19 protein-coding genes are annotated in these 19,142 nt (G+C 57.6%); 12 read left to right on the top strand and 7 right to left on the bottom strand.

The genetic code is table 11. The features are described 5' to 3' along the window. Positions 1–43 precede the first annotated feature (43 nt). Positions 44–577: a cysteine hydrolase family protein gene (locus AC1D2P_RS00385; protein WP_223524455.1), complete on the top strand. Its 534-nt coding sequence runs from the start codon at positions 44–46 to the stop codon at positions 575–577. A 49-nt stretch (positions 578–626) separates the two neighbouring features. Here the strand turns inward: AC1D2P_RS00385 and AC1D2P_RS00390 are convergent, their stop codons facing one another. Continuing rightward, positions 627–1,529: a LysR family transcriptional regulator gene (locus AC1D2P_RS00390; protein WP_046032454.1), complete on the bottom strand. Its 903-nt coding sequence runs from the start codon at positions 1,527–1,529 to the stop codon at positions 627–629. 145 nt (positions 1,530–1,674) lie between these two features. Here AC1D2P_RS00390 and AC1D2P_RS00395 point away from each other — a divergent pair, with 145 nt between their 5' ends. The 8 genes from AC1D2P_RS00395 to AC1D2P_RS00430 all read left to right on the top strand — a co-directional run bounded on the left by AC1D2P_RS00395 (position 1,675) and on the right by AC1D2P_RS00430 (position 10,449). After that, entirely contained in the window at positions 1,675–3,174 is a 1,500-nt protein-coding gene (locus AC1D2P_RS00395) for a purine-cytosine permease family protein (protein ID WP_477758204.1), read from the top strand. Further along, positions 3,171–4,010 (top strand): nitrilase family protein, encoded by an 840-nt coding sequence (locus tag AC1D2P_RS00400; RefSeq protein ID WP_477758205.1) that lies wholly within the window; start codon positions 3,171–3,173, stop codon positions 4,008–4,010. Before AC1D2P_RS00395 ends, AC1D2P_RS00400 begins: the two co-directional genes overlap by 4 nt. Positions 4,011–4,458: 448 nt before the next feature. Beyond that, complete coding sequence (locus AC1D2P_RS00405) at positions 4,459–5,025, top strand: hypothetical protein (protein WP_477758206.1); 567 nt, start codon at positions 4,459–4,461, stop codon at positions 5,023–5,025. Between the two features lie 645 nt (positions 5,026–5,670). After that, entirely contained in the window at positions 5,671–6,264 is a 594-nt protein-coding gene (locus tag AC1D2P_RS00410; RefSeq protein WP_477758207.1) for a hypothetical protein, read from the top strand. Positions 6,265–6,396: 132 nt separating this feature from the next. After that, positions 6,397–7,239: a DUF6502 family protein gene (locus AC1D2P_RS00415; RefSeq protein WP_046032449.1), complete on the top strand. Its 843-nt coding sequence runs from the start codon at positions 6,397–6,399 to the stop codon at positions 7,237–7,239. Next, positions 7,236–8,831 carry a DUF5666 domain-containing protein gene (locus AC1D2P_RS00420; protein WP_477758208.1) on the top strand — a complete coding sequence of 532 codons (1,596 nt, stop codon included), beginning with the start codon at positions 7,236–7,238 and terminating at the stop codon, positions 8,829–8,831. The genes AC1D2P_RS00415 and AC1D2P_RS00420 overlap by 4 nt, the downstream gene beginning before the upstream one ends. A gap of 102 nt (positions 8,832–8,933) precedes the next feature. Further along, on the top strand, positions 8,934–9,683 hold the full coding sequence (locus AC1D2P_RS00425; protein WP_477758209.1) for a transporter family protein: 750 nt from the start codon (positions 8,934–8,936) through the stop codon (positions 9,681–9,683). A 205-nt stretch (positions 9,684–9,888) separates the two neighbouring features. Then, positions 9,889–10,449, top strand: a complete 561-nt coding sequence (locus AC1D2P_RS00430) for a hypothetical protein (RefSeq protein WP_046032446.1) — start codon at positions 9,889–9,891, stop codon at positions 10,447–10,449. A 45-nt stretch (positions 10,450–10,494) separates the two neighbouring features. Here the strand turns inward: AC1D2P_RS00430 and AC1D2P_RS00435 are convergent, their stop codons facing one another. From AC1D2P_RS00435 to AC1D2P_RS00455, 5 genes are read right to left on the bottom strand one after another with little or no spacing between them, the layout of a single operon-like run. Continuing rightward, the gene (locus tag AC1D2P_RS00435; RefSeq protein ID WP_046032445.1) at positions 10,495–10,812 is read right to left on the bottom strand and encodes a cytochrome C oxidase subunit IV family protein; all 318 of its coding nucleotides are present in this window, start codon (positions 10,810–10,812) and stop codon (positions 10,495–10,497) included. A gap of 13 nt (positions 10,813–10,825) precedes the next feature. Next, positions 10,826–11,539, bottom strand: a complete 714-nt coding sequence (locus AC1D2P_RS00440) for a heme-copper oxidase subunit III family protein (RefSeq protein WP_046032444.1) — start codon at positions 11,537–11,539, stop codon at positions 10,826–10,828. 6 nt (positions 11,540–11,545) lie between these two features. After that, positions 11,546–12,238, bottom strand: coding sequence for a cytochrome c oxidase subunit 3 (locus AC1D2P_RS00445; protein ID WP_477758210.1), 693 nt, complete (start codon positions 12,236–12,238; stop codon positions 11,546–11,548). After that, positions 12,235–14,010 (bottom strand): cytochrome c oxidase subunit I, encoded by a 1,776-nt coding sequence (ctaD, locus tag AC1D2P_RS00450; RefSeq protein ID WP_109788118.1) that lies wholly within the window; start codon positions 14,008–14,010, stop codon positions 12,235–12,237. The genes AC1D2P_RS00445 and ctaD overlap by 4 nt, the downstream gene beginning before the upstream one ends. Before the next feature lie 42 nt (positions 14,011–14,052). Further along, positions 14,053–15,531 (bottom strand): c-type cytochrome, encoded by a 1,479-nt coding sequence (locus AC1D2P_RS00455; RefSeq protein ID WP_477758211.1) that lies wholly within the window; start codon positions 15,529–15,531, stop codon positions 14,053–14,055. A 317-nt stretch (positions 15,532–15,848) separates the two neighbouring features. Here AC1D2P_RS00455 and AC1D2P_RS00460 point away from each other — a divergent pair, with 317 nt between their 5' ends. Next, positions 15,849–16,187 carry a hypothetical protein gene (locus tag AC1D2P_RS00460; protein ID WP_223524308.1) on the top strand — a complete coding sequence of 113 codons (339 nt, stop codon included), beginning with the start codon at positions 15,849–15,851 and terminating at the stop codon, positions 16,185–16,187. 333 nt (positions 16,188–16,520) lie between these two features. Further along, the gene (locus tag AC1D2P_RS00465; RefSeq protein ID WP_223524305.1) at positions 16,521–16,952 is read left to right on the top strand and encodes a glycine zipper domain-containing protein; all 432 of its coding nucleotides are present in this window, start codon (positions 16,521–16,523) and stop codon (positions 16,950–16,952) included. Between the two features lie 496 nt (positions 16,953–17,448). Here AC1D2P_RS00465 and AC1D2P_RS00470 read toward each other — a convergent pair whose 3' ends face one another. Beyond that, positions 17,449–17,610 carry a hypothetical protein gene (locus tag AC1D2P_RS00470; RefSeq protein ID WP_258666442.1) on the bottom strand — a complete coding sequence of 54 codons (162 nt, stop codon included), beginning with the start codon at positions 17,608–17,610 and terminating at the stop codon, positions 17,449–17,451. A 79-nt stretch (positions 17,611–17,689) separates the two neighbouring features. Here AC1D2P_RS00470 and AC1D2P_RS00475 point away from each other — a divergent pair, with 79 nt between their 5' ends. After that, positions 17,690–19,075, top strand: a complete 1,386-nt coding sequence (locus AC1D2P_RS00475) for a multiheme c-type cytochrome (protein WP_477811285.1) — start codon at positions 17,690–17,692, stop codon at positions 19,073–19,075. Positions 19,076–19,142: the final 67 nt, after the last annotated feature.

Genomic DNA, 19,142 nt, shown 5'->3' on the forward strand with positions numbered 1-19,142 from the left:
GCTTTTTCGTCCCCTGATCTACCGACTGATCAAGGAAGGGGCCATGGCTACCGCACTGCTAATTATCGACGTCCAGAGGGCACTGTGCTCGGGCGAGTACGCGTGCTTTGAGATCAACCGCGTCATCGAGAACATCAACCACCTCAGCACCCGAGCCCGGATAGCCGGGGTGCCGGTTGTTTTCATTCAGCACGAAGAAGAGGGCAGCCCTCTGGCATATGGCGCCGACGGCTGGCAACTGGCCGAAAGCCTGGAAGCCGAGCCCAAGGATTATTACGTACGCAAAACCACACCGGATTCGTTCTATCAGACCAACCTTCAACAGCTGCTGTCGAAAGAGGAATTCGAGCGTCTGATCATCTGTGGTTTGCAAACCGATTATTGCGTCAACGCGACCGTGCGCCAGGCACTGAAAATGGGATATGACGTGGTGCTGGCGGCCGACGCGCACTCCACCGTCGACAACGGTAACCAAAGTGCCGAAGACATCATCGTCGAGCACAATAAGGATTTGGCGCACTTGACCGGTTCGGTGGCGCGGATCGACGTCATGCCGGCGGGTGAGATCAAAATCTGAACCGCGGCGAAACGACCCGCCACGCAGGCACATTCGGTTGTTCGTGAACTTACGTTGCAGCAAAAATCTCGATCAGCTCCGTCAGGAATGCACTCACCACGTCGCGCTGCCGCGCCGAATGCCGAACGGCCGCATGGAAGCCGACTTCATAGCGCAACTGCTCAGGGTTCAGCGGATGCAACTGCCCCAGTTGTTGATGCTTGGCCGCGTAGTGCTGTGGCAGAAAGCCCAGGTGCTGGCCCGACAGAATGAGCAGGGCGGCACCGTCCATGCTGTCGGTGAGTACGGTCAACCGCTCGAGGGTGGTGGGCGCGGGCATTTCCGGCAGTGGGTGGCTGGGCCAGACCCAATCGTAATCGCGGACGTCATCGCGGGTCAGTGCGCCGACGTGATCGAACAATGGGTGCGCCGGGGCGCAGTAGGCGATTTGGGTTTCCTGAAACAAGGGGAAGTAATCGATGTTGGGTAAACGATGCCAGAAGTACCCGATGGCCAGATCGATATGGCCGTTGATGATTTTTTCTTCCAGCAAGGATGACGACAGCTCGGTGAAGTGGAAGTACAGGCCTTCATGTTGCGAGCGCAAACGCGCGATGGCCAGGGCGATGTTCTTGTTGGCGGATGGATCGATTTGACCCAGCAGGCCGATGTTGATGTTGCCCGACACCTTGCGATTGATGTGCTGGACCTCAACCCGAAACCCTTCGGCCGCCGCCAGCAATCGACGGGCCGCTTCGACAAACTGCCCCCCTTTGGGCGTCACCGAAAACCCTCCGCGACCTCGCTCGCACAGACGAAACCCGACCCTCGCTTCGAGCGTCGCCAATTGCGCACTGATGGTGGGTTGAGTGGTGTTGAGCGCCGTTTGCGCGGCCGATATTCCGCCCGCCTCAACGACAGTCAGGAAGACCCGGATCAAGCGCAAATCCAGTTCCGATACAGTGCCCAGCATGTGTGCCCCCCTGTTTGCCACATAGATGCCGATCTATGTAAACAGTGTGCCTGCGATATTTTACCGCCCTGACTAACGCCCTACATTGCAATGAAACCGGCGCTTTGCCCATAAAAACAACAATTACCAGCATAGGAACAATCGTATGTCAGGTTCTCCACAGTCTGTGCACGCCATTGCAGCGAGCAGCGGGTTGGCCATCGAAGGCCACTCGATCGATTACATTCCGGAAAATGAACGTCACGCCAAACTGAGCAGCCAGGGACCTTTCTGGTTTCTGGGCAACTTCCACTTCTTCACCATCTCCATCGGTTTTGTCGGCCCGAGCCTTGGGTTGTCGGCGTTGTGGACCCTGCTGGCCGGTGCGCTGGGCATTATGTTCGGCACCATTTTCATGGCGTTTCACGGCTCGCAAGGTCCGGAGATGGGCCTTCCGCAAATGATCCAGTCCCGCGCCCAGTTTGGTTATCGCGGTGTGATCCTGGCCTTGATGGCGACGATGTTTGTGTTCGTCGGTTTCAACGTGGTGAACATCTCGCTGATCATGAACGGCCTGGAACATGTCTTCGGTTTCGACCCGACGATTGTCGCCGTGGCGGTGGTACTGATTGGCGCGCTGTTGTCGATCTACGGCCATGACCTGATGCATAAAGCGTTCAAATGGGCATTGTTGGCGACGTTGCCCCTGTATGCACTGGTGACCATCGCCTTGATGTTCGGTGCCGGCCAGGAAGGCGTCACCCCGGCGACAGACCTGGGTTTCAACTGGGTTGCGTTTGCCACGCTGTTTGCCATCGGTGCGAGTTACAACTTTTTCTATGCGCCCTATGTGTCCGACTATTCCCGATACCTGCCGAAAAACACCAGCCGCCCGAAATTGATCGCCGCGGTGTTCATCGGCGCTTCGCTGTCCGGTGGCTGGATGATCGGCCTCGGTGCGTGGCTGGCGCAGCAACTGAAAGCGGCGGATGCGCTGGTGGCGTTGAACCAGGTCGGCTCTTCGATGATTCCGGGCTTGGGCAATGTGCTGGTCATTGTCTCGGTGGCGGGCTTTCTGCCGATCATCGCGCTCAACACTTACAGCGCCATGCTGACGTTGCTGACCGGTGTCGACTCGATCAAAAAGATCACGCCGACACCGCGTGCCCGAGTCATGTCCATCAGCGTGATCAGCATCATCCTGTTGACCTGCGTGTTGTCGATCAAAGGTGATGGCATCGCGTTGTTGAACACCTTCCTCGTGTTGTTGCTGTACTTCCTCGTGCCCTGGACCGCCGTCAATCTGGTGGACTACTTTTTCGTGCGCAAGGGCCGCTACGCGATCCCGCATTTCTTCACGCCGAAGGGCATCTATGGCGCCTGGCAATTTCGCGGCATCGTCTCGTACCTGATCGGTTTTGCCGCGATGGTGCCGTTCTTCTACATCTTTGATGCGTCTGCCAACAAAGAGGTATTCGTCGGTCCGCTGGCGCGCATGCTGGAAGGTGTGGACATTGCCTGGCTGGTGGGACTGGTGGTGTCGGGCCTGACGTATTACCTCCTCAGTCGTTCGATAGACCTCGCGGCCGAACGCCGGATCATCGATTCGATTACCGAGGACGACATTATTTCCATGGCTAAACAGCCTGTTGAGGAGGCGCGTTGAACAGCGCAAAGAAAACGGTGGTCGCCTGCTGCCAGGTGGCACCGAGAGTCGGCGATCTGGCTTACAACCGGACGCTGTGCGAACGCGCGATTCGTTCAGCGGCGAATCAAGGCGCACAGATTGTGGTGCTTCCAGAACTGGTGCAGAGCGGTTACGTGTTCAACCACCGTAGCGAGGCCTTGTCCTTGGCAGAACCGACAGAGGGGCCAACCTTGCGCCTGTGGGAGGCACTCGCCCGCGAACTGAACATCGTCGTGGTCGGTGGATTCTGCGAACGCTTGCAGGGCGATGAGTTGGCCAACACTGCCGCCCTGATTGATGCCCAAGGCCTGCGCGCCGTGTACCGCAAAGCGCACCTCTGGGATGCCGAGCGTGAAATATTCAGTGCCGGTAACGCCGCGCCGCCGGTGGTTGAAACGGTTCATGGGCGAATCGGCATGCTGATTTGCTATGACCTGGAGTTCCCTGAGTGGGTGCGGCTCCCGGCACTGGCCGGCGCGGATTTGCTGTGCGCTCCGGTCAATTGGCCGGACGGACCGAGGCCTCCCACCGAGCGGGCGGCGGAAGTGGTGCGGGTTCAGGCCAATGCTTCAGTTAACCGGATGTTCATCGCCGCGTGTGACCGGCATGGGCATGAGCGCGGTGTCGGGTGGGTGCAAGGCTCGGTCATCGTCGATGCGGATGGTTATCCGCTGGCAGGACCGGCCGAGCAGGGTGGTGAGCAGATTCTGCTGGCAACCCTCAACCTTGCCGAGGCGCGAAACAAACGCATCAGTGCACGCAACGATTTGCACCGGGATCGGCGGCAGGGGTTGTATGGGGGCGTCGAGGGATGAAGCGCTAGATCGCCGCTGTTTCTGTCACCGGGTGCGGTGGCAGGGAAGGGGCGACTGTTGGACGATTCTCAAAAGGGATTGATTGAGATTTTTGCTCCTGCGCGTTCCTTGGTCCTGATATTCGGTTGTTGACACCCGGGCTGACAGTACTAACCTATAGCTGTGGGAATATTTCCCACAAGAGATGCTGACTGGCTCTGAAGGACCGTGCGGAAACCGCAGTTGCTCGTTGTTGCTGCATATTCATGGCCGCGCCGGTTGGCTAGCCGCTCCAATGGGCGGCCGGGAACTCATTGGATATTGCGTTCGATACGGAGATGACTTCGCAACTCCAAGTGGAGGTGCATCATGCTGCTCAAGAAATGTTTATTGGCTCTGGCAATCGGCGGAGTCCTGTCGGCATCGACTGTTCTGGTGCCTGATTACATCAATAGTTTCTCCAGCGTGTATGCCAAAGATGGCGGCAGCGGCGGTGGTGGAGGAGGCCACGGCGGTGGCGGTGGTCACGGTGGAGACGGCGGAGGCGGTCACGGTGGCGGAGGCTCTGGTAATGGAGGCTCCGGCGGCGGTGGTGGTCACGGTGGCGGCAGCGGTGGCGGTGGCTCCGGCAATGGAGGCAATGGAGGTTCCGGAGGCGGTGGTCACGGTGGCGACGGCGGTGGCTCCGGAAGTGGTGGTCACGGCGGCGGCGACCATGGCGCTGGCGGCGATCATGGTGCTGGAGGCCATGACGGTAACGGTCATGCAGGCCCGGGGCGCGGCGATGCTGACCATGGTGGTGTTGCTGGGAACAGAGGCCCAGGCAATGCGCGTGACAACGATGACAACGATGACAACGATGCCGCAGATGCAGCCAGGGACGCTGCCAGAAACGATGCAAATGCAGCCAGAGATGCTGCCAGAAATGATGCAGATGCAGCCCGGGACGCTGCAAAAGCTGCTGCAGATGCAGCTAGAGATGCCGCCAGAGCCGAGGCGGATGCAGCCAGGGATGCTGCAAAAGCTGCTGGCGTAGCGGGCGCAGATGCAACCCGAGACGCTGCCAGGGCGGCTGCCGATGCAGCCAGGGACGCCGCACGGCGAGATGCAGATGCAGCAAGAGATGCTGCAAGGGCTGCTGCCGATGCAGCCAGGGACGCAGCTAAAGTTGACGCGAACGCAGCCCGAGAGGCTGCCAAAGCTGAGGCGAGGGCCGCCAGAGAGGATGTGGCGGACGCCCCAGATGCCCCGGACGCGCCGGATTTCGACGCGGTTGAGGTACAGAACTAGGCCAGCACGTTCCGAACGAACACGGCTGGCATACCCGAAGAAAACGTCCCGAGCGTTTGAGGGACGTATCGGCAATGAGTCGCAAGCCCTGAATAGACGCGGGGTTTGCGACTTTTTTTCGTATGGCGATCAAGAAACGCGCCAGACATACAGCGCATACCACGCCGTAAGGGCAACCCCCATCTCCATTCGTGCCCCTAGCCATCGGTCGGCTTTCTCCTGCGCGGGTTGACCCGGAGTCAGAAAGGACTAACTTACGTCTAGTGGGAAAATTTCCCACGAAAATTATTCTTAAGAAATTTTAAAGCTACGGGGTTGATCCCATGCCGCTCCCGGATTGCAACCTGATTGCGTTGGCTCAGCTCGTGGCAAATCACCTGGAGAATGCACGATGAACACTTACCTGCTTTTCAAGAGAGGGTTACTGGCGCTGGCAATCGGTGGCGTCCTTTCGGCTTCCATTGTTTTAGTACCAGATTCCATTTCCCATGACTCGAGTGCCTATGCCAAAGATGGTGGCGGTGGCGGTGGCGGTGGCGGTGGTGGTGGTGGTGGTGGTGGTGGTGGTGGTGGTGGTGGTGGTGGTGGTGGTGGTGGTGGTGGTGGCGGCGGTGGCGGTGGCGGCAACAGCGGTGGCGGTAATGGTGGCGGTGGAAACAGCGGCGGTAATGGCGGCAACAGTGGCCACAGCGGCAGCGACCATGGGAACGGGAATGGGAATTCAGGCCATGCCAGTTCCGGAAGCTCGAACTCCGGTCGCGGTGGTACCCACGCAGAAGCGGGTGACGACCACGGCAACCACGCCCGCGGCGAGCCCGGTGACGATCATGGCGTTCATGTTGGCGGTGAACCCGGTGACGACCACGGCGTCCACGTAGGCGGCGAGCCTGGTGACGATCGTGGCGTCCACGCAGGCGGCGAGCCTGGTGACGACAATGGCAACCATGTTGGTGACGAACCCGGTGACGACAACAGCCGTATCTGACGCGGCTTGACGACCTCATACAAGACCCAGGGGGCCGGTTTTGTATGAGGTATGGCAAAAAATACGCGCTTGTGTTCATGGGATTATTTCCCACGCAGCTATACTGGGGTTAACTGTCTAGGAATGCGCTGAATGCAATCGTCTACCCTGCCCATGTCCCTTCTAAAAGCCCTGCGGCATGTCATGCGGCCGCTGGTTCGTTTGATGCTGCGCAAAGGCGTCACCTACCTGGTGTTCGCCGACCTGCTCAAAGAGGTTTTTGTCGATGTCGCGGACCGTGAGTTCCGTCTGGACGACAAGGCTCCAACCGACAGCCGTATCAGTCTGCTCACCGGTGTGCACCGCAAGGATGTACGGCGCTTGCGCAACACCAGCGACCCCGCTTCCTCCACGCTTCCGGCAAACGTCACCTTCGGTGCGCAACTGGTCAACGCCTGGTCCAGCGCGCCCTTTTGTGACAACGCGGGACAGCCACTGCCTCTGCCTCGATTGGCCAGTGTCGGTGGCGACCGCTCCTTCGATGCCTTGGTGGCGATGGTAAGCACGGACATCAGGGCGCGGGTGGTGTTGGACGAGTGGCTGCGCCTGGGCGTCGTACGTCTTGACGAACAAGAGTGCGTGCACCTCGAAGTCCAGGCCTTTGTGCCGCAAAAAGGCTTCGATGAGAAAACAGCGTACCTGGGGCATAACTTGCACGATCATGCCTGCGCCGCGGTACACAACCTGAGCAGCGAAGGTCCGGCCTTTTTTGAACGCAGCGTTCACTATGACGCACTGGCCCCGACGAGCGTCGAGGCGTTGCGCGAGGCCGTTGCCAGCGAGGGAATGCAGGCCCTGTTGAGCTTCAACCGACTTGCCGCCGAGCTGGAATTCCAGGACCTGCCCAGCCCTGAACCGCGCCAGCGCATCACGGTCGGCTTGTACTTCTACACTGAAGCTTCTGATCCCAATCCGCCAACAGCCCCTAAACCATGACCGTCCATGTGCGCCTGACTCGTGCAATCGCCCTCGTTCTGGGCCTCGGGCTTCCCATTGTGTTGCAAGCCGCCCCAGCCTGTGTCAGTCAGAATGATGCCGGCATAAGTGAAGTGCCGATCATCAATGCCCCGGGTGGCACCGGCGGCACGGGCGCAGCACCTGGCGGCATGGGTGGCACCGGCATCAGCACCGACAACGGTGGGGTCGGTGGTACCGGCGCACCGCTGAAAAAGCACCCTGGCGGCATTGGCGGCACCGGTGCCGTTGCAGGCGGTGTGGGTGGCACGGGCATCAGCAACGACAACGGCGGCATCGGTGGCACCGGCATTGTCGGCACCATCACCGGGTTCGCCTCGATTTGTGTCAATGGCGTGGAAGTGCACTTCACCCAAAAAGTTCCGATCAGCGAGAACGGCGTTGCCGCCTCCAGTACCCACCTGGCGGTAGGCCAAGTGGTTGCCGTGGAAGCATTCAATTCCCGGCGTGGCCTGGAAGCCGGGCGCATTTCCATCTTGCACGTCTACGAAGGCCCCTTGACCGCTCTGCCACGCGATTCCATGCCCATGCGTGTCATGGGGCAACCGGTACGCCTGGCCAACGGTGCTCAAGTCGCTGCTGGTCTGCGTCCGGGTGATCCGGTACGGGTCAGTGGGCTGCGCGATGCTCGCGGCGAAGTAGTGGCCAGCCGCATCGACCGAGCGCCCGGCCTCAAGGAGGCCAGTGCTATCGGCTCGGTGGATCGCAGCGGCTATCTCGAGGGGCTCAAACTCGGCAATCAACCGCGCCCGGCACAGGAAATGCTGGTACGCGGCCAGTGGACCGGCCGCGAGTTGGACGTCACCCAAAGCCGTCCCGACCCGAGCCTGCCCTTCAATGGCAGGGCACGCAATGCGGTGATCGAGGGCCTGGTACAGGGCCGACAGGACCGCCAATTGATGGTCGGTGGCTTTAAGGTGACGCTGGCGAACGACACCGTGTTTGTCGGTGTGCAGCCTTCGGGGCTGGCGCTGGATCGACGCGTGCGGGTCAGCGGCGTGTTCACCGGCGCGCGGGAGGTGCAGGCAACGCGCATCGAATTGCCCCGCGAGCGCGCCGATTCGCCGGCCAGCAACCGGCACGGACCTCCCGGCACCAGCGAGCAGAGCACGGACGATTCAAGTGGTTCGAGCAACTCGAGCGGCTCCGGTAACTCTGGCAACTCTGGCGGTTCGGGGAATTCAGGGAGTTCAGGCAGTGACAGGAGCGGGCGCTCCGAGAGCGAGGGCAGCGTTGTCGACGATACTCGCCACGGGGGCAATGACAGTCATGGCGGTGGCGAGAAGACAGAGCGCGTGGACGTGGACAAGTCCGGTAAGTCAGAGCGTATCGAGAAGGTCGAGCAATCCGGCAAAGTCGAGAAGGTGGAGAGGGTAGAGAAGGTCGATAAAGTCGAAAAGGTCGAGCGTCCGGAGAAAGTCGAGAAAATTGATCGGCCAGAAAAAGTCGAGAAGGTAGAGAAAGTCGAGAAGGTAGAGAGGGTCGAGAAAGTCGAAAAGGTAGAGAAAGTAGAGAAGGTTGAAAAAGTCGATCACTCTGGCAAATCGGGTTAAACCGTGCAGGCATGATGCACTATTGTCATAAGTAACTAGGCTGGGTAAGTCACGCAACTCAGCATGCGTGTGAACTTCGATGACGGAACACACGAGGTGAACATGGGCCCCAAGCGCATCCTGCTCGTCGGCTTGCTTGCCTGCCTGGCCATGCCAGTCCTGGCCGATACCTTCACGACCTCAATCGGAACCGACTACTCTCGAGGCGACTACGGTACCGGTACCACTTCTGAAACCTGGTATGTCCCGCTGGTGGGCAAATACGAAACCGGTCCCATGACCTACAAGCTCACGGTGCCCTGGCTGCGCATCACCAATCCTTCGGTCGGCCCTGATGGCGACCCGCTGCCCGGCGGTTGCGGCAAAGTGGAAAGCGGTCTGGGCGACACCGTTGCCGGTGCAAGCTATGCCGCGATTGATGGCAGCGTTGGCGGGTTGTTCGTGGACTTGATCGGCAAGGTCAAGCTACCCACGGCCGACGAAGACAAGTGCCTGGGCACCGGCAAAACCGACTATTCCGCTCAGGTCGATGTCGCCAAAGCCTTCGGTGCTGTGACCGGGTTTGCCACCCTGGGCTGGAAAAAATACGGCGACCCGTCGGACACCAACTTCGATAACCCGATATTCGCCGGCCTGGGCTTCGCCATGCCCGTGTTCGTGCGCACCACGGCGGGCGTGTCCTACGACTGGCGGCAAAAGGTCGTTTCCACGGGCGACCAGATCAAGGAACTCACTCTTTTTCTCACGCACAAGCTCAATCAGAACTGGAAGATTCAGTTGTATGCCGTCAAGGGTTTTTCCGACGCCAGCCCGGATGGCGAGGCTGGACTGTTGTTCAGCCACACCTACTGATTCCCCACGGGTCCAGGCGCAGCGGTGGGCTTAGGCAGCGCCAGTGAGGCTCATCAGATCGTCTGATCCGCATACTGTGGACTGCTATACTTTTTTCAGATTGCATGAAGTGTGCGACGTTCCTCGCGGTACATCGACTGCAAATCTCAGTTAGCGGCTGCCGGACAGAGGAGGTCTACAGCAAACTCGAGATGGGAGGTGTGACATGAATCGGCACTATTACATCAGTGACAATCTCAACGATCTTGAAACTGTTGAAAATGAACTGGAAGCCAGCGGCATTAATTCCGAACAAATTCATGTGCTCAGTGAAGAAGTTGCTGAAGTTGAAGAGCATCACCTCCACGAAGTTAATTCGTTAATGAAACAAGATACGGTTCACTCTGGAGAGATTGGTGCGGTGGTCGGAGTGCCTCTCGCGCTGCTGATCCTGGGTGGCGCCTATTGGATGGGGTGGACCGAATCCGCCGCCGGCTGGGTGCCGTTTATCTTCCTTGCCATTGTTGTATTTGGCTTTTGCATCTGGGAAGGCGGATTGTTTGGTATCCAGGTGCCGAACGCTCACTTCCGCAGCTTTAAACAGATAGTTGAGGAGGGCAAACATGTCTTCTTCGTTGATGTCGAACCGCATCAGGAATCGGTTCTGGACCGGGTAATCGAGCATCATCCAACGCTGATGGTCGCCGGCATGGGAGCGGCAGCCCCCCACTGGACAGTGGCCTGGCAGCACAAATGGCATCAGTTCAAGCGAGTAATATCGGGTTAGCTCCCGCAGACTCCGGGCCATCCGAAAGCTATTTCCGAAAGCCATTTATTGGCCGAAGGATATGACCCGGCTGAGGAAAACATAGTCTGCCTCGCTGGCCATCAGCCCGACGAGCACCAGTAAACACAACGGTGGCACCAATATCGCGTAGACCATGGCCAGCCGCTCCCAAGCCATATGCATGAAGATGGAGACAATTAAACCCGCCTTCAACAACATGAACGTGATAATCAGGGACCACCGAAGGTAACCATGGAAGTGGAAATAGTCGACAAGGTACGACAGCGTGCTGAGGACGAATAACAGCCCCCAGATCTTAAGGTACAAACTGATTGGATGTTGCTGACCCTGAGCATGTGCCATCACCCGTGCTCCTCTACCATAAATAGAAGAAAGCAAAAATAAATACCCACACCAAATCCACGAAGTGCCAGTAAAGCCCGGCTATCTCGACATTCTGATAGTTTCCGGAGCGCTCATAATCTCCCCGAAATACTTTCAGCGCGACAATGCTGAGGTAGATGGCGCCGATCGATACATGCAGTCCGTGAAAACCGGTAATCATGAAAAAGCTGGCACCAAATTGCGCCGCCCCCATGGGATTCCCCCACGGACGCACGCCTTCTGCGATGAGCTTGCTCCATTCAAATGCCTGCATGCCGACGAACGTCACACCCAAGGCTGCAGTCGTCAGCATCAGGGCCGTGGTTTTCGCGCGATCACGGCGATAGGCGAAATTGACGGCCATAGCCATGGTGCCGCTGCTACTGATCAGTACAAAGGTCATGATGGCGATCAGAATAAGCGGGATTTCTCTACCGCCGATCGTCAATGCGAACACTTCACTGGGGTTCGGCCAGGCGGTGGTGATGGTCATGCGTACCGACATGTAGCCGGTCAGGAAACAGGTGAATATAAACGTATCGCTGAGCAGGAATATCCACATCATCGCCTTGCCCCAGGGCACCTGCTTAAAGGCCTCTCTATCCGAGGACCAGTCGCTGGCGATGCTCTGCCATCCCGGTGCAGGCGGCGAGCCTGGTGGATTGGAAGAACTGGATTCGACTGGGGCTTGTGGGTGCGATGCCATGGCTTTTCACCTCAGGCCGCAGAATCTGGCGATGGCGTCATAGGTTTGAGGCGTGCTGGCCAGCAGTGCGAATAGCACGAACCAAAGACCCAGTAAGTAATGCCAATAGATGGCACAGAGCTCTACGCTGGCGCTCAGTTGCGCCAATGGCACATGACGCAGGAATTTAGCAACGATCCAGCACCAGGCGATCAGCCCGCCCAGCAGGTGGAGCCCATGCAGGCCGGTCAACAGGTAGAAGAAACTGTTGGCCGGGTTGCTGGCGACAAAGTAGCCCCAGGCGACAAACTGTTGCCAGACCCAGAGTTGCCCGGCCAGAAAGGCCATTGCAAAGACGCCCCCCAATGTAAAACCAATGACAGTAGCGTTCAGTCGAGCCTGTCGGACGGTCATGCGTGACCACTGCAGTGCGATGCAACTCAACACCAGAAAAGCCGAATTCAGCCAGAGTGGACGGAGATTGCCTAACGGCGCCAAAGGCTCTGTCAGGGGGAGCCAGTCGGCCATTTGCGAACGGGCAATAAAGGCGATCAGGAAGAGAAAGAATAACGAACTCACCACCACCAGAAACAAGCGCAGGCCGACTCTTGCGGTTTGCCTTCTGTCGGCGCCCTCGGTGGCGTGAATACCTTCAGGGCCGCGACTCCAACTGCCGCCTGGGTCAGAGCGGTCGGCGTTTCTCAATAGCAGCCTGTTCATGTCTTGGCGTCCGCTATTTTAGTTCCGGCACCGAGTTGTCGCATGTGCTCCAGCTCCTCAGCGGAAACCGTTTGCGGAACGAAGTCCTGCTCTATCCCCGGCACACTGTAGTCATAGGCCCAGCGATGCACGACCGGCAACTTCTCTCCCCAGTTACCGTGTTTCGGCGGGGTGTCCGGCGTTTGCCATTCCAGGCTGGCCGCGCCCCAGGGATTACTGCCTGCGGGCTTACCCTTGAACACACTCCAGGCCATGTTGAACAAGAACAGCAGTTGGGAAACCCCGACAGTCAGTGCGACCACCGTAATGAAGGCATTCAATTCTTGCGCGGACTGCGGGATGAACGCGTAGTTTTCATAGGCGTAGTAGCGGCGCGGCATGCCCTGGAAACCCAAGTAGTGCATGGGGAAGAAGATGGCGTAGGTGCCCAGAAAGGTAATCCAGAAATGCAACTTGCCCAGGGTGTCGTTCCACATGCGCCCGGTGACTTTCGGGAACCAGTGATAAATGCCGCCGAACACCACCAGTACCGGCGCAACCCCCATGACCATATGAAAATGGGCTACGACGAAATAGGTGTCCGAGAGCGGTATATCCACGATCACATTGCCCAGAAACAACCCGGTCAGACCGCCGACCAGGAAGGTGACGATAAAGGCCAGGGCAAACAGCATCGGCACGGTCAGGTGAATGTCGCCCTGCCACAGGGTCAGTATCCAGTTATAGACTTTCAGCGCGGTCGGCACCGCGATGATCAAGGTGCTGATGGCGAAAAAAAAGCCAAAGTACGGGTTCATTCCGCTGACATACATATGGTGCGCCCAGACCACAAAACTGAGCACGCCAATTGCAATAATGGCCCACACCATCATTCGGTAGCCGAAGATGTTTTTACGCGCATGCGTGCTGATCAAGTCGGAGACCAGGCCAAATGCCGGGAGAGCAACGATGTAGACCTCCGGGTGGCCGAAGAACCAGAACAGGTGCTGGAATAATATCGGGCTGCCACCTTGGTGATTGAGCTGCTGCCCCAGAGAGATCATCGCCGGCATAAAGAAGCTGGTGCCCAACAGCTTGTCAAACAGCATCATGACCGCACTGACAAACAATGCCGGGAAGGCCAGCAAGGCCATGATCGAGGCCATGAAGATGCCCCATACCGAGAGTGGCATGCGGAACAATGTCATACCGTGCGTGCGCGCCTGCAACACCGTGGTGACGTAGTTCAACCCGCCCATGGTGGCCGCGACAATAAAAATAGCCAGTGAGATGAACATCAGGACAATGCCCCACTCGACCCCCGGTGTCCCCTGGCTAATGGACTGTGGCGGATAGAGCGTCCAGCCCGAACCAGTGGGGCCGCCAGGGACAAAAAAACTGCTGAGCAACACCAATACCGCCACCAGGTAAAACCAGTAGCTGAGCATATTCACGTAGGGGAAGACCATGTCGCGGGCGCCTACCATCAGCGGGATCAGATAGTTGCCGAAGCCACCCAGAAACAAGGCCGTCAGCAAGTAGATAACCATGATCATGCCGTGCATGGTCATCGCCTGATAGTAAGTACTGGCGTCCATGAACGACAAACTACCGGGGAAGCCTATCTGCATGCGCATCAAGTCGGACAACACCAAAGCGATAAGACCCACGAACAGAGCCGTCAAGGAGTATTGAATGGCTATGACCTTGTGGTCCTGACTCCAGATGTATTTGGTCAGGAAACTTTTGGGTTCGTGCAGTACTTCTGTTTCGGCATGCTCCGCATAGGCCATCACGTCATCCTCCTGCTGAAGTTTCAGTGTGTTTCTGGCTCCTTACGGCTGCTTTCCTGGCTCCGCTTTGCTCGTATCAGTTTCGGTGTTCGCTTTGGATTTGATAAAGGCGATCAGTGCGTTCAAGTCCTTATCACTCGGAGCAAAGGCCGGCATGACGGCTGCAAAGCCTTTGACGATTTTTGCGTTGGGATGAAGAACCGACTCTTTTAGATAGCCCTCATCGACCTTTACACTCGTATCGTCGGCGAGGGTTTCTGTCTTGCCATACAGGCCCAGCCAACTGGGGCCCACGCCCTTGTTGCCATCAACGCTGTGGCAGGCCAGGCAGCCAAGCGACCCGGCCAGCCGCTGACCCTGAGCCGCCAGGTCTTCACCTGGGGCCGATGCTTCGCCGGTCGAAGGTTCATCGCCTTGCTGCGCAGCACCCAGTGACTTGATCAGGGCGATGACAGCACCCAGTTCATCGTCATTGAGAGTATAGGCCACCATCACCGGCGGGTAGCCCTGTACCAGTCGGGCCTTCGGATCGAGAATCGACTCTTTCAGGTAGGCCTCGTCGACTTGCACACGGGTGCCATCGGCGAGTTGTTCAGTGCGGCCGTACAGCCCCTTCCATCCCGGGCCGAGACTGGCAGTACCATCCTGGCTATGGCAGGCCTTGCAGCCATGTTGTTCGACCAACTGGCGGCCTTTTTCCAGCACGCTGTCCCGACTCGGCTTAGCAGCGGTCGTTAATGTCTGCGCAAAAGTCGGTTGGCCTTTTAGCCATTGATCGAAGACGTCCTGTTCTACCACGATCATATGACCGCGCATGTTGTAATGCCCTACGCCACAATACTCAGCGCAAAGGACTTCATAGTTCCCGGTTTTAGTTGGCGTAAACCAAAAGTACGACACCATGCCGGGCACCATGTCCATCTTGCTGCGAATTTGCGGTACATAGAAATCGTGCAGCACATCTTTTGAGCGCAGTAAAACTTTCACCGGCTTGTCGAGTGGAAGGTGAACTTCATTGTTTATTACAAGCACATCGTCCTGCCCTGCAGGATCCTTGGGGTCAAGGCCAAAGGGATTGGCGGAATCAATAAACCTGACATCCGATTTGCCCAGCTTTGCGTCTTGGCCGGGGAAACGAAAGGCCCACTGCCACTGCTGGGCGACCACTTCAAGTTCGTAAGCATTTTTCGGCACCCGGATGAAATCGTTGTAAACAACCAGACCTGGCGCCAACATCGCGGCAATACCTACGGAAGTAACGATGATTAACCATAATTCCAGTTTTTTACTTTCTGGCTGGTAGGCCGCCCTGGCACCCTCCTTGTGACGAAAGCGCATCACCGCTACAGCCATGAATACCGTGATGGCAATGAAAAATATCCCGCAAATAATCAGGGTGATGAACAGGGTGGTGTCTATGGAGCCCCAGTTGGAAGCTGCCGGTGTCGCCTGCCAGGGCGCTAGTATGTCGAATAGCACTGACGCAATAACGATTAGTATCAGGACAATTGCTATTGCCATTTCCTCTTCATCCTATTCCTGTTGTTCATTGGTTATGCAAAAGCATCGCCACTGACATCCAAGCAGGGCAGACAACTACCACCCGTCCGGGTGGCAAAGTCAGTAAGAAGTATAGAACCATCGGGTTGTACCGTGAGGCTGGCAAGCGAGGCCCGGCGACCAGCTATACTGAATTTCTGATGACGGACGGCAGGGTTCGGCCAGAAGCGGCGCCAAAAAAGACGAACTCTGCCCTTGTCCAGTTATCCAACGTAAGTGATGGCATTGAGCAGGGACGATAGCTACAGAGTCCAGCAATCCACATGGGAGGTTTCGTCATGAGTGCCCTGACGATCGAAGGCTGGTGCAAAACCAGCGGCGCCCAAAAGTCCACCCCGATGGGGGAAGTCCATTTCTACGTCGACGGACCTCTCCATCTCCGTCTGGAAGAGGCCGAAGAGCGCTTGCAGAAGACCCAAGAGCCTGAAGCCATGGTCGATGTCGATATGAGCTCGATGGAGTTAAGAATGCCCGAGGGATACGCCCCCTTGTCCGACTGCCAGATGCGTGTCTATCTGCAGCACAAACGCGGACAGTTCCATATGGTCGGGCACCGAGCGAGCGATGGCAGCTTGATCTATACCAACGCGGTTTTGATTGATCAGCTGATTGAGTAGTGGCTACGTGATGCTCGGCATCGGTCTTTCTCTTCGGGGGGAGGGCGGTGCCGAGTGTGACCGTATAGACCTTCAGTCGTAAGGAATACAACCGGGCGGCGCATGATCCGAGTCGAGCCGATTGTCGACTCGCGCAAAGACGTGCGCTCATCCCCGGCGCGCTATCGACCCCCCGGTTTAGCGGGGTCGCCCACAGGTCATATTTCATCGATAAACGGTTTTACAACTCACCGATTGATTGATCCAGGTTACTGCACGGCCGAATAAGTATTGACCTGACTGTTTCGTACCAACAGACTTTTCTTCTTTTGTGTATTTCTTAAGGTCTGTCTGATGCGTAAATCATTCTCCATCGTTGCAATTAGCCTTCTTGTATCGCAGTACTCCCTCGCCGGCGAAACTACCAACACGGCTATCGGTGGCGGTGTCGGCGGCGCCCTTGGAAGCGTGGTCGGTCAGGCCATGGGCGGTAGCACGGGCGCCGCGATCGGAGCGGGAGTAGGTGGCGCGGCTGGGGGCGCAATGACGGCGAAGAGCGGCAAGAAGACTGAATCAGCTATTGGTGGGGGGCTCGGGGCAGCGGGTGGCCAGGTGATTGGCAACAGCGTCGGTGGCTCAACCGGTGGCCTGATCGGCGCTGGACTGGGCGGTGCTGCAGGGGGGGCTGTCGGCAACAATATGGCCGATGACAACGACCAACACAGTTCTGACTACAAGCATAAGAATAAAAATAAGGATAAACATAAACACAAGCATGGCGATTGATCGCGGGTGCAGAGTCAGAACTAGTGGAAACTTTGTTTCAACCAGGGGGGCGGGCATAACCTTCCCCCTAGGGGCGTCTTTTAGGCCGTGGAGTGGTGGTCTTCAACGAATCGGGCTGTAATCACGGGGAGTTTGCGTAAAACGCGGCATGTCCACATACGCGACGCCACCCCCGGTTTCGGCGTGAGTCCCCCCCCACTAATGAGCGCCATTCCCCGGCAGCATTCGCGTCTCCATCAACACACTATTTCAGCCAGTGGCCAATGTGTGCGGGGCGTTCAGTTCATCGCACATGTTTGCCGCAGTGCTGGCAAAGTAATTGCTACGTCAGCTTATCCCATCCACCAAAGGCGCAGAGTCGGGAAGCTTTGGAGCTGAAAGTACCCCCGTTGAGTGATTACATATAACCATCGGTTTGCGTCATAAAATTCCCCTGGCTACTCAATAGAAGTGCCGCAGTCATCCTCTGCAACCGTCTAGGGGGAATTCTTATGAATCACTCTAAACGTACGTGTACACCGGCAGCGTTGCGCTGGTTATCGGCCTTGATGGTTCTATGGGTAATGTGCGCCGGCTCTTGCACGGCCTCGTTCAATGTCTCGGCTGGCGTCAAGCTGGCCCTTGTCGGCTTGAGTATTTCGCTCACGATATTGTTCATACTGTTTTTCCTGGTGATCAAACCTTTCGTTCGCCGTTTTTTGTGCTTTCTGGCTTGCCTGCTTACGGTCACTCTGGTCGTGGCCGATGAACCTCAGGGCAATGACACTCAAGCCAATGAGAAGTGGCTGGAGCCGGAACGCTCCAAGCTCATGCATGTGAATGGTGGGATGCCGTTCTTTCCGCACCGGGCCAATACCACTGGCAACCTGGTTTTGAATGTTAAGGACTTCGACAATGCCCAGGTATGTGGCGCTTGCCATACGGAGATTTACAAGCAGTGGCGCTCCTCGATGATGTCCCAAGCCTGGGATGAGCCCATCTATCGCGCCTTGCTCAAGCGTGCGAGTTCGGCCACCGACGGGAAGGTCGATAACTTCTGCACCGGCTGCCATACCCCGATTGGTCTCACGACCGGTCAGATCACTTCGGAAATCAACCGCTCATCGATTGAAGACAGCACCCAACATCATCCAATGCCCGGGGTCGATTGCGAGACCTGTCACAACATCAGTGCCCGCACGGGCCTCGATAACGGCGCTTATGTCTTGAGCCCTCGAGYGCACGGTAAACCCACCAAGTTCGGCCCGCGTAAAGATGCCGTTTCGCCTTATCACGACACCGTGTATTCCGCTCTGCACACGCGCTCGGACTTTTGCGGCACTTGTCACAACGTCACGCACCCGTTCAGCAGTGTGGCGGTCGAGCGAACCTATGACGAATGGCAGGAGAGTGCCTACAGCCTTAACGATGTAACCTGCCAGAGTTGCCATATGCAGGGTTTTGCGGGTAAGGCCGCGATCATGGGGCCGGACCGCGAGCAAGTCGCCTCGCATTGGTTCAGCGGAGCCAACGCCATGATGCTCAAGCACCTCGGTCAGGACGAGGGTGCGCAACGCGCGCGCGACATGCTCGTGCGTGCGGCGCAAATACAATTCCAGCAACTGCCGGCAACTGTCATTCCCGGGCAATACACCTCGGTTGCGGTCAAAGTTGCGAATGTCGGCGCAGGGCACAAGCTACCGACCGGCTTTCCAGAGGGACGGGAGATGTGGATTGATTTCCGGGTACTGGATGCCAGTGGTCGCGAGCTCTATCGGCTGGGTTCGATCAAGGACGGCAAGACCGAGGACAACACCCGAAACTTCAAAGTGCACATTGGCGACAAGGACGGCAATCCGTTGGACGTCGAAGTCTGGAATGCCACGCAAATTCTCTCGGACAACCGCATTCTGCCCAAGGGCTACGATATTGGGGAGTTCTCCTTCCTGGTGCCGGCCGACGCCGTCGGGCCGATCACCGTGACTGCCGAACTGAACTACTGGCCGTTTTCGCAGAAGCTGGCCGACTACCTGCTCGGCAAGGATCAGTTGCAGGTGGAAATTACCCAGATGGCCAAGGTCACGCAGAGCGTTCCTCTCTCGACCAGCCTGCCAGTCGCCAAGGCGGACACTGCGCACTTTTAGCTGCACAGTGTCGAGGTCCAGCGGGGGCTGATCTCTATATACGCCTTGCCGAAGGAGAGGGACGTTA

The organism is Pseudomonas sp. P1_F1_2, assembly GCF_056405815.1.

What these genes read in the sequence shown, in the direction of transcription:
- AC1D2P_RS00385 (WP_223524455.1), top strand. Translation starts at nt 44, where the DNA reads ATGGCTACCGCACTGCTAATTATCGACGTCCAGAGGGCACTGTGCTCG.
- AC1D2P_RS00390 (WP_046032454.1), bottom strand. Translation starts at nt 1,529, where the DNA reads ATGCTGGGCACTGTATCGGAACTGGATTTGCGCTTGATCCGGGTCTTC.
- AC1D2P_RS00395 (WP_477758204.1), top strand. Translation starts at nt 1,675, where the DNA reads ATGTCAGGTTCTCCACAGTCTGTGCACGCCATTGCAGCGAGCAGCGGG.
- AC1D2P_RS00405 (WP_477758206.1), top strand. Translation starts at nt 4,459, where the DNA reads ATGCCAAAGATGGCGGCAGCGGCGGTGGTGGAGGAGGCCACGGCGGTG.
- AC1D2P_RS00410 (WP_477758207.1), top strand. Translation starts at nt 5,671, where the DNA reads ATGAACACTTACCTGCTTTTCAAGAGAGGGTTACTGGCGCTGGCAATC.
- AC1D2P_RS00415 (WP_046032449.1), top strand. Translation starts at nt 6,397, where the DNA reads ATGCAATCGTCTACCCTGCCCATGTCCCTTCTAAAAGCCCTGCGGCAT.
- AC1D2P_RS00420 (WP_477758208.1), top strand. Translation starts at nt 7,236, where the DNA reads ATGACCGTCCATGTGCGCCTGACTCGTGCAATCGCCCTCGTTCTGGGC.
- AC1D2P_RS00425 (WP_477758209.1), top strand. Translation starts at nt 8,934, where the DNA reads ATGGGCCCCAAGCGCATCCTGCTCGTCGGCTTGCTTGCCTGCCTGGCC.
- AC1D2P_RS00430 (WP_046032446.1), top strand. Translation starts at nt 9,889, where the DNA reads ATGAATCGGCACTATTACATCAGTGACAATCTCAACGATCTTGAAACT.
- AC1D2P_RS00435 (WP_046032445.1), bottom strand. Translation starts at nt 10,812, where the DNA reads ATGGCACATGCTCAGGGTCAGCAACATCCAATCAGTTTGTACCTTAAG.
- AC1D2P_RS00440 (WP_046032444.1), bottom strand. Translation starts at nt 11,539, where the DNA reads ATGGCATCGCACCCACAAGCCCCAGTCGAATCCAGTTCTTCCAATCCA.
- AC1D2P_RS00445 (WP_477758210.1), bottom strand. Translation starts at nt 12,238, where the DNA reads ATGAACAGGCTGCTATTGAGAAACGCCGACCGCTCTGACCCAGGCGGC.
- ctaD (WP_109788118.1), bottom strand. Translation starts at nt 14,010, where the DNA reads ATGGCCTATGCGGAGCATGCCGAAACAGAAGTACTGCACGAACCCAAA.
- AC1D2P_RS00455 (WP_477758211.1), bottom strand. Translation starts at nt 15,531, where the DNA reads ATGGCAATAGCAATTGTCCTGATACTAATCGTTATTGCGTCAGTGCTA.
- AC1D2P_RS00460 (WP_223524308.1), top strand. Translation starts at nt 15,849, where the DNA reads ATGAGTGCCCTGACGATCGAAGGCTGGTGCAAAACCAGCGGCGCCCAA.
- AC1D2P_RS00465 (WP_223524305.1), top strand. Translation starts at nt 16,521, where the DNA reads ATGCGTAAATCATTCTCCATCGTTGCAATTAGCCTTCTTGTATCGCAG.
- AC1D2P_RS00470 (WP_258666442.1), bottom strand. Translation starts at nt 17,610, where the DNA reads ATGAACAATATCGTGAGCGAAATACTCAAGCCGACAAGGGCCAGCTTG.